Genomic DNA, 12450 nt, shown 5'->3' on the forward strand with positions numbered 1-12450 from the left:
CGTTCGCGCTGAGCGAAGTCGAAGCACACATCCCTTGGGGCACACCCTTCGACTTCGCTCAGGGCGAACGGGGATGTGGAGAATGACCCCGGACCGGAGAAGCGTACTCGTCGGGCTGGGAGCATCTGCCTTCCTTGCTACGAACGTGCGTGCCCAGCCCACCCCGTCCCTACGCCAAACTCTCGACGCCGCCGCAGCCGCAGCCGACCCAGACGAAGCGCTCCGCCTGCTCACGCCGTTCGACACAAGCTCCCTGCAACCGAGCGACCGCCTTGACCTGACCACCGCCCGCGCCGGGCTCGCGATCGACGTTGCCATTGCGCGGTCCGCGTTCGGTCGCACCGGACGCAGCCTCTACCGCGTCACCCCGACGACCGGTGCGTGGAAAGCCGCCCGTCCGGATCAAGCCAAGATCGACGCAGACACCGCCGCTATCCTTGCGGACGCAGACGCCGGCATCATCCTCCCGCGCCTGTCGCTCGACCGCACGATCGACGCGCTTCGAACCGCTCCCACGAACCCGGCGATCGACCGACAGATCGCCGCGCTGGAAAGCCTGCGAGACACCGCCCCTTCCGTCCCCGGCGTCGGCCGGTTCCGTGGCGGTGCGGACTGGTACGCGCTGCAACTCCAGCGCTCGCTGGGCACCATGACGCCAGCCTATGCCGAACGCCGGTTGTTCGCCGAACTGAACCGCCTCCACGCCCGCGCCACACCCCTGTTCGACCAGATCGGCGCACCCAAGGGCTCGATCGCGGACCGCTACGCCAGGCTCTGGCGCGAGGATCGCTTCCTCTACCCCGATACCGACGCCGGCCGCACCAAAGCGGTCGCCGACATGAACCGCATGCTCGCCACCGCCCGCGCCAACATCCCGGCGGCGTTAGGCCAGCTCCCGCCCTGGTGCCTGAACGCCACCGCCCGCTCGCTATCCGCGCTCGAAATCGCCAGCGGTCGCGCCGGCTACCGCGAAGTCCCGACCCCGATCCGCCCTGGCGGCTACATCGTCGACCTCAAGGACATCCGCCGCCGCCCGCGCTGGACTCTCCCCAGCGTCGTCGCGCACGAACTCCTCCCCGGCCACATGATCCAGCTTGGCCTGGAAAGCACCACCCCGCCACAATCGCTCCGCATCGACTACGCGTCGACGTTCGTCGAGGGCTGGGGCATCTATGCCGAGCAACTCGCCGAACGGACGGGCGCCTATGCCGACCCACACGACGCGCTCGGCCACATCCACTGGCTCCTGTTTCGCGTCGCCCGCGCACTCGTCGATCTCGGCATCCACCTCCACGGCTGGTCGATCGACCAGGCCCGCGAGCGCCTTGTCGAATGGCAAGGCGAGCCCGCTTATTTCGCACCGTTCGACGTCGAACTGGCCCGCATCCCCCTCGAACCCGCATCCCGCGTTGCTGAAGCGATGGCGTGGCTCACGATCGCCGATACCGCGCGCGGCAAACCCCCGATCGCGTATCACGCCGCGCTACTCGCCCACGGCCGGAAGCGCATCGACGACATCCTAAAGATCACGACATGACCTTCACCCGCCGCGACGCCTTCACGACGCTCGGCGGCTAGCGCGGCTCGATCCGGTCGAATGGACTGCGAACCGCTGGTTCTGGATGAAGGGCGGCACCGGGTGACCAACGATCGCCACATCGTGACGTACGACACCAGCGACGATGGCGGCCGGAGCTGGCATCGCTTCGATCGCGGGATGAAGGTGTGTCGGGCTATCACCACAACGTCCGCGGCGGCGCCCGCTTCCGCAAGCTCCGGTTCGAGGCTGTTTAGCAGGCTGGGCTAACAGGCTGGGGCATCATGTCCGGGTGACACGCCGCCGGGCGCCCGCTACCCCGCTGTCGATGACCGCGCTCCGCCGCCTCCTCGCTCACCGCAGCCTGGCCATATTGGTCTGCCTGGCCGCGCTGGCGATGAAGCTGCTCGTGCCGTCGGGATACATGATCGCCAGCGATCACGGGCGGCTGGCGATCACGCTCTGTCCCGGTGTCTCGTCGCAAGCGATAGCCATGCCGATGGCGATGGCCACGCCGATGACAATGTCGATGCACGCCGACATGGCCGATCACGCCATGCCGCAGGACCACGGCTCGTCGAAGGAGCATGGCAAGACCGAGATGCCGTGTGCGTTCTCGAGCCTGTCGGCGCAGGCGCTGGGCGCGGTCGATCCGATCCTGCTCGTCCTCGCCATCGCGTTCGTCATGGCGCTCGGCCTGCGCGCCATCCGCCCGCTGCCCACGTCGCTGCCGCGGTATCTGCGACCACCGCTGCGAGGTCCGCCCGCCCTGATCCGCTGAATCGCGCCGTCGTCCACGCAGGCGACAGCGCCCTCATTCATGGCGCGCGTCCGCCCGGAAAACGCGCCGATCAAGGCTATCCCCATGTTCCGAACCACGCCTCCCGCCGAGGCGGCGATCGCCGTCGCCCGGCGTCGCCTGCGCCACACGCGGCAAATCCTGTTCCTCTCGCTCGCCGGCCTGACCGTGTCGCACGCCGCCTATGCACAGTCGGCCCCGGTCGAAGGCGACACCCGCTTCACCATCGGCGACATCGTCGTCACCGCACCCAGCATGGCGCGCTCGACCGAGACCGTGCTCACCTCGGTCGACATCCTCGGCGGCGACATCGTCCAGCGCCAGTCCGTCGACAACGCGTGGGAACTGTTCGCACGGCTGCCCGGCGTCGTCCTGACCGACTTCAACCAGGGCACCACCTCGGGCCGCTTCTCGATCCGCGGCTTCAACGGCGAGGGCGAGATCAACGCGGTCAAGCTGATGATCGACGGCGTTCCGACCAACGACAATGCCGGCGGCATGACCGGGATCGACATGATATCCCCGCTCGACATCGCCGGGATCGAACTGGTGCGCGGCACCTCCGATCCGCGCTGGGGCCTGAACAACATTGCCGGCAACGCCAACATCCTGACCCGGATCGGCGGCAATTATCTCGATGCGCGCGCGATCGGCGGCGCGTTCGGGACGGTCGACGGACAGGTCTCGGCCGGGCTCGAACGCGGCGGGTTCAGCCAGAACTACCTGGTCGGCTACCGGCGCACCGACGCGTATCGCGACCATGCCGATCTCGACCGGCTCAATCTCGCGGGAAAGTGGTTCTACGATTTCGGCGCCACCCGGCTTGGACTGATCGTCCGCCACTCGACCGCCACCGCGCAGGAGCCGGGATATCTGACCGACGCCGACGCCTATACCGACCGCCGCCGATCCTATGCGGTATCCGAGACCGACGGCGGCACGCGGCGGATCGGCCAATACAGCGTGCATCTCGATTCCGACCTTGCCGACACGCTTGCCCTGAGTGCGAAGGGCTATGCGAACAGCCTGCACGACGATCGCTACGTCCGCTTTTCGGCGACCGTGGCGCAACAGCGGCGGCTGACCGACGAATGGCAATATGGCGGCACCGTCGCGCTGCATTATCATCCGCAGGTCGCATTCCTCCACGGGCTGATGATCGAGGCCGGCGGCGATTTGCAGGTACAGGACAATAAGAGCCTGCGCTGGCTGACCGACCGACGCACGCCGACCAGCCAGACCCGCAACCAAGCCTTCGACCTGACCGTGTATGGCGCATACCTGCAAGCCGTGATCGAGCCGACCGACTGGCTCAAGATCACGCCCGCGTGGCGGCTCGACTGCGTCGAGGGGAGCTTTGCCAACCGGCTCGCAGGCACGACCGCGCCGATCAACGATTACGGCACGATCAGCCAGCCCAAGCTGGGCGTCGCGGTCATCCCGACGCGTGGCGTCACGGTGTACGCCAATTACGGGCGGACCTTCCAGATCGGTACAGGCTCGGGCGCGTATCTGGTCGCGCCGCGCATCGTCGACGTCGCGCCATCGATCAACGAAGGGTATGAGGCCGGCGTCAAGCTGACCCGCGGCCGCTGGCTGGAGGCGCGTATCGCGCTGTGGCAGCAGACCGCGAGCGGCGAACTGAAGCGGCGCCTCAACGATCCCTCGGGCGATGTCGACAATCTCGGCAAGACGCGGCGGCGCGGGATCGATCTCCAGCTCGACCTGAAGCCGGTGCGCGGCGTTGCGCTATGGGGCAGCTATTCGCATCAGACCGCGCGGATCGTCACGCCCGATCCGGCGACGCCGTCGCAGGCCGGCAACGCGATCGACCATGTGCCTGAGAACGTCGTCTCGGGCGGGATCGACATGACCCCCGATCCAAGGCTGCGCGTGTCGTTCTGGGGTAACGGGCAGTCGCGGTACGAGCTTGATCCGGCGAACACGCAGGGCCGCTACGGCGCCTATGTCGTACTGAACGCAGAGGTCGCCTACGAGGTAACGCCGCAGGTCGAACTGTCGGCGCAACTGAAGAATCTGGCGAACCGTCGGTACGAATATGTCTGGTATGACGGCACACAGCGGCTGCATGCCCCCGCCGATCCGCGCTCGCTGTTCGGCGCGGTCCGGCTGAGCTTCTGATGGCGGCCGCCCGCCTTTCGACGCGCGTGATCGTCCGCCGTGTCCATCTCTGGCTGGGGCTGACGATCGGCGCGCTGTTCGCCGTCGCCGGACTGACCGGCAGCCTGCTGGTCTTCTATCCGGCGATCGACGCAGCGCTCAGCCCCGCGCTGCGCGCCGTGCCGACCGAGGCTCGCCCGGTCTCGTGGCAGGCGGTGGTCGACACGCTCCACCGCGAGCATCCGACCCGCACCGGCGCCTGGCGGATCGAGGTCGCGCCCGATGGCGGGGCGATCCCGGTCCGCTACTACCGGCCGAAGGAAACCGCGGACCGTGATTTCGCGCCACTGCTGCTGTGGATCGATCCGGTGCGGCTGACGACGATCCGCACCGGTTTCTGGGGCGATACGCTCGTCACCTGGATCTACGATCTCCATTACCGCCTGTTGCTGGAAAAGCCCGGCGGGATAGCGATGGGGATAGCCGGCATCGTCATGCTGGTGCTGATCCTCAGCGGCGTGTGGGCGTGGTGGCCACGGCCGGGCGGGTGGTGGCGCGCGTTGCGCTTCAAACGCGGTGCCGTGCCGATCCGCCGGCTGTACGACTGGCACAAGCTTGGCGGACTGGCCGGACTGCTGCTGCTCCTGGTCGTGACCGCGACCGGCGTCCTGCTCGACCTGCCGGATCAGACCCGTCCGCTGATCGCGCGCATCTCACCGCTGTACCGATTGCCGGTTGCGACGATCCGGCCGGACGCGCGCGCCTTGCCGGTGGACCGGCTGATCGCGATCGCCCGTCGGCGCTTCCCCGATGGAGCGCTCGCCTGGATCGAGACGCCGGCCAGCGCGACGGCCCCCGTCCGCATCAACCTGGCACGCCCGGGCGAACCGAGCCGGCGTTTCCCGCGGACCAACGTCTGGCTCGATCCCTATACCGGCGGGATCGTCGCGGTGCGTGACGGCCGTGCGGAAACCGGGGGCGATACCCTGCTGAACTGGTTGCATCCGCTGCATGATGGCGAGGCGTTCGGGCTGGCCGGGCGCCTGCTCGCGTTCACCGCAGGGCTGATCCCAATCCTGCTGTTCGTAACCGGCCTGCTGCGATGGCGCCGCAAGCTGGGCCACCGGAGCGCGGGGGCTGGAAAAACTCATTTAGGTTAGGATTTGCTAAGCGTTTGGTTCTAAGTTCTAATCGTGACCGACTTCGTTCAACCTAGCCATGATGCCGAGCTTGCGCGTCTCACGGCGCTGAAGAACATGATGATCCTCGACACGCCGGCGCATCGTGATTTCGACGAGATCACCCGGCTGGCCGCGCTCGCGCTCGGGGCGGAGACCTGCGCGGTCAGCCTGGTCGACGATCGTCGCGCCTGGTTCAAGTCGAGCGTCGGCATGCCGGCCACCGATGCCGCTCGCAAGCATGCGTTTTGCACGCTGGCGCTCGACTCGACCGAACCGCTCGTCATTCTCGATACGCACGCCGAACCGCGGCTCGCCGGCAATCCCTTCACGATGGGCAAGGCGGGGTTCCGCTTCTATGCCGGCGCTCCGCTGATCGTCGCCGGAGGCCATTGCCTCGGAACCTTGTGCGTACTCGACAGGACACCGCGGGCTGCGCTGAGCGACGACCAGGTCAGGACATTGACGTCGCTTGCCGGCCTGGTGGTCGATCTGATCCAGGCCCGCCGGTATCGCCAGATCGGCGAGATCGCGGCACAGGTCGTCGACGTGACGTCGGACGCCATCCTGTGTTCGGACCAGCACGGCACCATCACCTTCTGGAACCGTTCGGCAGAACGCATGTTCGGGTATCCGGCGGCGGTCGCGCTGGGCAAGCCGCTCGACCTGATCGTGCCCAATGGCCTGGCGACAGCGCGTGACAGCGGCCATGTCGCCGGCGGGGCGAACGATCCGGTCGGCGCCAGCGTCGAATTGATGGCGAGGCGCGCCGACGGCAGCGAATTCCCGATCGAATTGTCGCTGGGCCGCTGGGGCGATCCGGATACCGGCCACGGCTTTGCCGGGATCATCCGCGACACCTCGGCGCGCAAGCTGCTGGAGGCCGAACGCGAACAGGCGAAGTCGTTCCTCGATTCGGTCATCACCCATTTGCCCGCGATGCTGTTCGTGAAGGACGTCGCATCGCGCCGGTATCTGCTGCTCAACCGGGCCGGCGAAACATTGACCGGCCTGCCGCTGAGCGATGTCGTCGGGCGGACCGATCGCGATCTGTTCGCGCATGGCGCGGAGTATGAAGCGCGCGATTCGGTCGCGCTGTCGACCGGCGGACTGTCGCATTTCGAAAGCGATTTCAAGCGCACCGACGGGACGATCGTCACGCTGCGGACCAAGCGTATCGCGATCGACGGGCCCGATCGTCGCGCACAATATATCCTGGGCATGTCGGAGGACGTAACCGAAACCCGTCGGGCCCAAGCCGAAGTCCTGCGGCTGGCGCATTACGACTCGCTGACCGGCCTGCGCAATCGCGGCTCCTATGTCGAGAAGATGGAGATGCTGCTCGGTTCCGGCGCGCCGTTCGCGCTGCTCAGCATCGATCTCGATCGGTTCAAGTCGATCAACGATCATTATGGCCACCTCGCCGGCGACGACGTGCTCGCGCAGATCGGCGATCGGCTGCGCAAGATCGTGACCTCCGGCGATATCCTCGCACGCGTGGGCGGCGACGAATTCGTCCTGCTGGTCACCGGCGATGCGCCGGGCGAACGCGCGCGGCTGGCGGCGAGCGCGATCCAGGAGGCGGTCTCGACCCCGGTCGCGACCAAATGGGCGACCGTCCAGCTCGGCGCCAGCATCGGCATCGTCGTCTGCCCCGAGGACGGCGATACCAGCGAAGGATTGCGCCAGTGCGCCGATCTCGCCCTCTACCGCGCCAAGGCCGAGGGCCGTGGCAGCATCTGTTTCTTCAGCGCCGAGATGGACGCCGCGGCGCGCGATCGACGCCTGCTGGAGCGCGATCTGCGCCACGCGCTCGACGCGGGCGAGATCACTTTGGTGTACCAACCCGTGCTGTCCGCCGCGACCGGGCAGATCACCAGTGCCGAGGCGCTGGCGCGCTGGACGCACCCGGTGCGCGGTCCGATCCCGCCCGCGCTGTTCATCGCGATCGCCGAGGAGAGTGGCCTGATCGAACAGCTCGGCGCGCTGATCCTGTCGATCGCCTGTGCCGACGCGATGACTTGGCCGAAGGACATCTTCGTCGCGGTCAACGTATCGCCGATCCAGGTCCATTCCGAACGGCTGTGCAACACGGTGAAGGACGTTCTGGCGAGCACCGGGATGCCGGCACGCCGGCTCCAGCTCGAGGTGACCGAAAGCCTCTTTCTGCGCGATGTCGACCATGTGTTCGGCCAGCTCGACCAGTTGCGGTCGCTCGGCATCCAGATCCTGATGGACGATTTCGGCGTCGGCTATTCCTCGCTCAGCTATTTCGAGCGGTTTCCGTTCGACAAGGTGAAGATCGACCAGTCCTTCGTCCGTGAGATGGGCACCTCGCGCGCCGCCCGTGCGATTATCCGGGCGGTCGTCGGGCTCGGCACCGCGCTGGAAATGGGCGTGGTCGCGGAAGGCGTCGAGACCGAGGAACAGATGATCGCGCTGGTCGCGGCCGGCTGCACGCATCTCCAGGGCTATCTTTTCAGCAAGCCCGTCGCGCGCGAACGGATCGCGCACCTCATAGCGTCGCCGGCCGACCTGCTCGCGATCCCGCGGTCCGTCGAACCAGCCGTCCATCCGACGAAACGGGGCGATCGCCCCGTTTCGCGGATACTGCTCCGAAGCTGATCCCCCTCACCCCGGACGTTTTCGCAAGGGAGCCGGCGCTAGCCGATCCCGGCGTTGCGGCGCACGGCCAGGGCGACGCCGGCCCAGTCGACATCCTCGCCTTCGGTGGCGATCGCCGATTTCAGATGGTCGCGAACGATCCCCAGCAGCGGCATCGGCACACGCAGGTGGGTCGCGGCGGTATCGACCAGCGTCATGTCCTTCAGCCCCAGCGGCGCGGCGAACCCGGCCGGGCGGAACCGGTCCTCGACCAGAATGTCGCCGTAGGTGTGGTAGATCGGCGCGTCGAACAGCGTACCGGTGAGCACGTCGAGCAGCATGCGCCGGTCGATCCCGCCCTTCTCCGCAAGCGTCATCGCCTCCGCCATCGCCTCGACCGCGGCCATGATCATGAAATTGCCGCTGAGCTTGACCAGATTGGCCGCCGAGGGTGTCTCGCCGATACGGAAGGTGCGCTGGCCGATCGCCGCGAACAGCGGTTCACAAATGTCCAGATCGGCGGGCGCGCCCGCGGCGACGACGAACAGCTTGGCCGCCTGCGCTGCAACGGGCCGGCCGAACACCGGCGCCGAGACGAACCCGCCGGCCGCATCGGCGGCAAGCCGGTCCGCCAACGCAACGCCGATCGTGCTGTGTGAGATGTGCAGCGCGGGCGCAGCGCGGATGCCGCCTTCGCCGTAGACCACCGCCTCGACGGCGCGGTCGTCCGCGAGCATCGTCATCACCACGTCGCCCTGCGCCGCATCGACCGGGCGGTCGGCCAGCGTCGCCCCCGCCTCGACCAGCGCCTCGGCCTTGTCGGGCGACCGGTTCCACACCGTCACGTCGTGCCCCGCCTTGACGAGGTTGGCGGCCATCGCACTGCCCATCTGCCCCAGGCCGATAAAACCGATCTTCATGTCGTCAGTCCTCTGTTCATCGCGAACGGTTCAAACCGTCGCGGACGCCGGGTCGTTCCTGCCGTGCTATGGTTTCGACCGCTCGAGCTCGACAATCTCGAAATCGTGGCGGATCCAGCCGCGGTCGATCGCAGGATCGGTCGCAGCCACCCGTTTCCGGCGGGCTTCGGCGAATGATTTGGTGTGGCCCCAGAATATTTCGGTCCGCCCGCCGCCGAGATGCGCGACGATCCGCCAGTAATGCGTGAACGGCGTGGCCGTCGGCCCGATCGTCTTCACATAGCCATCGGCAAGCGTGGCGGTCAGCAGGTATTTCTTGTTCGCCATAAGGTCAGCCCTGCCCTTCGGTCGCCGGCGCCATCGTCAGATCGAATGCGGTGTGTGCCATCGTCCGGCCGTTGACGATCAGGTCGACTCCGTGGCTGCCAGGATGATGCCGCCGCGTGCTGAAATCGCGGATCGTCTGGCGGATGGCGAGTGCGACACGCGCGCCGGGCAGAAGGTCGACGGTCTTCAGCTTGAACACCTTCGCCGCGCGTTGTCCGCCGGCGCGTGCGTAGTGAAGCCTGTAATCGACGACCAGCCGTTGCGGTGCGGTTGCCGTGGAAACCAATTCCGCGTCAATGACGATGGTCTCGCCGAGGCGCACCATCCCGGGCGCAACCGCGAACCGTAGCACCTCGACCGCCGCGCCGTCAGTGGCACCGATCAACGCCAGCGCTTGCGGATTGCCCTGCTTGACGAGCGTGCGCAGCGCGTGGCGGACGATCCAGGCGGTACCGGCATCGTCCCTATCCCAAGTCGTTAGCAGGTCCAGCACCCAATCCGGTAGGTCCTTGCCGATGTCGTTCAGATGGTTGGCGACCGATTTGCGGACATACGCGCTAGGATCGTTCTTGAGTTCGCACAGGATTTCGGCCGCCAGCGTCGGATCCGCCGTCAATGCGGGGATACGCGTCGCCCAGGGCAGACGCGGCCGGCTCCCCTCGCTGGCCAGCCGGCGGACATGCGCGTCCGCGTCACGACTCCACTGCAGCATGATCCCCAGCGTCTTTTCGGGTTCGCGCGCCAGGAACGGACGGATCGCAAACTCCGCGCTGCCGAAGCGGGTCAGCACGGCGAGCGCCACCATCGATCGGTCGAATGCATGGCCGCCGTGACGCGCGACGAACTCGGCCAGCGCCATCGCCTGGAAACCGTGCGTCGATCGGGGCCCCATCGCCTCGACGACCGCAACCGCCTCCGAATACTCCGTCGGCAGCGCAGCCTTCAGCGCGTCGGCGATCCGGCGTACTCTTTCCATGATCGAGAGCGTTTCGATCCCATCGGATGCGACCGCCAGAAAGATCCGGCGATCGAACAGCGGTGATGCCGCGCACCCGGCGTCGGCGATCGTCGCCAGCGCTTGTGGTCCGAGGATGTCTTTCAACAACGGCGCGGCGCTTGCGGTGGTAGTTGCGGTGGTGGTCATCGGAAAGCGGCTTTCATGGCCTTGCGATACGCGCGAAGTACGACGCGCTTCAACCGGATGCGCCTGCCGGATGGTGCACCGACGCAGCGAACCGACCGCGGCCTGCACCAGTCCTCCCGCCCCTTGCGATTTCGCGTCGAACGCTGTTCGTGGTGCGATCGGCGTCGGGCATGGGGGTTTCATCCAGGCCCCATCACGACGACATGAGCCATAGTCCTTTCACGGAGACGCCCGCATGACGACCGCCTACGACACGAAACTCGGCCTCTACATCGCCGGCGAATGGCTGAGCGGCGACGGCCGGGACACGCGCGACGTGCTCAACCCGGCGACCGGCGCGGGCCAGGCGGCACTGCCGCTCGCCACCGCCGCCGATCTCGACCGGGCACTCGAAGCGTCGCAGCGCGGCTTCATCGCCTGGCGCGCGACCCCGCCCGAAAAGCGCGCCGCGATTCTGACGCGCACCGCGCAATTGCTGCGCGAGCGCGGCGATCATATCGCGCGCATCGCCACGCTGGAGCAGGGCAAGATCCAGGCCGAGGCCAAGGGCGAAGTCGCCTTCGCCGCCGCATTGCTCGATTTCCACGCCGCCGAGGGGCTGCGCGTCTATGGCCGCGTCCTGCCCCGCCCGTCGGGTACGCGCAGCCTGGTGCTGCACCAGCCGGTTGGTCCGGTCGCGGCGTTCTGCGCGTGGAACTTCCCGATCATGAACGTCGTCCGCAAACTCGCACCGGCGTTGGCGGCGGGTTGCTCGATCATCATCAAGCCGTCCGAGGAAACCGCGGGCAGCGCGGTCGAGGTGCTCAAGTGCTTCCAGGATGCCGGGCTTCCGGGCGACGTCGCGCAGTGCGTGTTCGGCGTTCCCGACATGGTGTCGCGCCAGCTGCTCGCCTCGCCGATCACGCGAAAGCTCAGCTTCACCGGCTCGGTCCCGGTCGGCAAGGCGCTGATGAAGCTTGCCGCCGACACGATGATGCACACGACGATGGAGCTCGGCGGACACGGCCCGGTGCTGGTGTTCGACGATTGCGACCTTGAGAAGACGCTCGACACGCTGGTCGCGCACAAGTTCCGTAACGCCGGCCAGGTCTGCGTCGCGCCGACGCGCTTCCACGTCCAGGACGGCATCTACGACCGCTTCGCCAAAGGGTTCGCCGAACGGACGCGCGCGCTCAAGATCGGCGACGGCATGGATGCGGCGAGCCAGATGGGGCCGATGGCCAATGCGCGTCGCCCCGAGGCGATCGCCGAGCTGGTCGGCGACGCCACCAGCCACGGCGCCACGCTGCTGGCGGGCGGCGACTATGGCGGCTCGGGCGGGTTCTTCTTCCAGCCGACCGTGCTGGGCGACGTGCCGCTGTCGGCGCGCGCGATGAACGAGGAACCGTTCGGCCCGGTCGCGTTGCTCGGTCGCTTCGCCACCGACGACGATGCGATCGCCGAAGCCAACCGCTTGCCGTTCGGTCTGGCGGCATATTGCTTCACCGAGCACGGCCGCCGCCAGAACGTGCTGGGCGATGCGATCGAGGCGGGCATGATCGCGATCAACAACGTCCGCCTGAGCTATCCCGACAGCCCGTTCGGCGGCGTGAAGGACAGCGGCCACGGGTCCGAGGATGGCCCCGAGGGGATCAGGGCGCATCTGGTGACGAAGGCAGTGCACATCAGCTAGGACGCCGCATCAATCCCGGCGTCATTTAACCGCCCCGGGTTCCGCCGGGGTGGTGCTCGCACTGCAACATAACCTGTTTCCCCGCGAAGGCGGGGATCTAGACTGGGTTCCCGCCTTCGCGGGAGAACAAGGCGCGCGTGGGCCGTAT

9 protein-coding genes and 1 pseudogene are annotated in these 12450 nt (G+C 67.4%); 7 read left to right on the top strand and 3 right to left on the bottom strand.

The features are described from left to right. The first annotated feature begins 145 nt into the window (after positions 1-145). The 6 genes and pseudogenes from VH567_RS01045 to VH567_RS01070 all read left to right on the top strand — a co-directional run bounded on the left by VH567_RS01045 (position 146) and on the right by VH567_RS01070 (position 8260). A complete protein-coding gene (locus tag VH567_RS01045) occupies positions 146-1537 on the top strand; it encodes a DUF885 family protein (protein WP_423322420.1) in 1392 nt (463 codons plus the stop codon). 93 nt (positions 1538-1630) lie between these two features. Then, positions 1631-1794: pseudogene (locus tag VH567_RS01050) on the top strand (xylan 1,4-beta-xylosidase); the annotation flags it as partial. Positions 1795-1865: 71 nt separating this feature from the next. Then, the gene (locus VH567_RS01055) at positions 1866-2318 is read left to right on the top strand and encodes a hypothetical protein (RefSeq protein WP_423322422.1); all 453 of its coding nucleotides are present in this window, start codon (positions 1866-1868) and stop codon (positions 2316-2318) included. Between the two features lie 84 nt (positions 2319-2402). Further along, positions 2403-4478, top strand: a complete 2076-nt coding sequence (locus VH567_RS01060) for a TonB-dependent receptor (RefSeq protein ID WP_423322424.1) — start codon at positions 2403-2405, stop codon at positions 4476-4478. Further along, positions 4478-5617 carry a PepSY-associated TM helix domain-containing protein gene (locus VH567_RS01065; protein ID WP_423322426.1) on the top strand — a complete coding sequence of 380 codons (1140 nt, stop codon included), beginning with the start codon at positions 4478-4480 and terminating at the stop codon, positions 5615-5617. Before VH567_RS01060 ends, VH567_RS01065 begins: the two co-directional genes overlap by 1 nt. A 33-nt stretch (positions 5618-5650) precedes the next feature. Then, positions 5651-8260 carry a sensor domain-containing phosphodiesterase gene (locus VH567_RS01070; RefSeq protein ID WP_423322428.1) on the top strand — a complete coding sequence of 870 codons (2610 nt, stop codon included), beginning with the start codon at positions 5651-5653 and terminating at the stop codon, positions 8258-8260. Positions 8261-8298: 38 nt separating this feature from the next. On the opposite strand, the gene VH567_RS01075 is transcribed toward VH567_RS01070, so the two are convergent. The 3 genes from VH567_RS01075 to VH567_RS01085 form a co-directional block, all read right to left on the bottom strand. Further along, positions 8299-9159, bottom strand: a complete 861-nt coding sequence (locus tag VH567_RS01075; RefSeq protein WP_423322430.1) for an NAD(P)-dependent oxidoreductase — start codon at positions 9157-9159, stop codon at positions 8299-8301. Between the two features lie 66 nt (positions 9160-9225). Beyond that, a complete protein-coding gene (locus VH567_RS01080; protein ID WP_423322432.1) occupies positions 9226-9486 on the bottom strand; it encodes a hypothetical protein in 261 nt (86 codons plus the stop codon). A 4-nt stretch (positions 9487-9490) separates the two neighbouring features. Next, positions 9491-10630: a DNA alkylation repair protein gene (locus tag VH567_RS01085; protein WP_423322434.1), complete on the bottom strand. Its 1140-nt coding sequence runs from the start codon at positions 10628-10630 to the stop codon at positions 9491-9493. Between the two features lie 235 nt (positions 10631-10865). Between VH567_RS01085 and VH567_RS01090 the strand changes: the two genes are divergently transcribed. Continuing rightward, positions 10866-12302: an NAD-dependent succinate-semialdehyde dehydrogenase gene (locus tag VH567_RS01090; protein WP_423322436.1), complete on the top strand. Its 1437-nt coding sequence runs from the start codon at positions 10866-10868 to the stop codon at positions 12300-12302. Positions 12303-12450: the final 148 nt, after the last annotated feature.

Origin of the sequence: Sphingomonas sp. 4RDLI-65 (genome assembly GCF_049472435.1) — a bacterium.
Lineage (GTDB): Bacteria > Pseudomonadota > Alphaproteobacteria > Sphingomonadales > Sphingomonadaceae > Sphingomonas.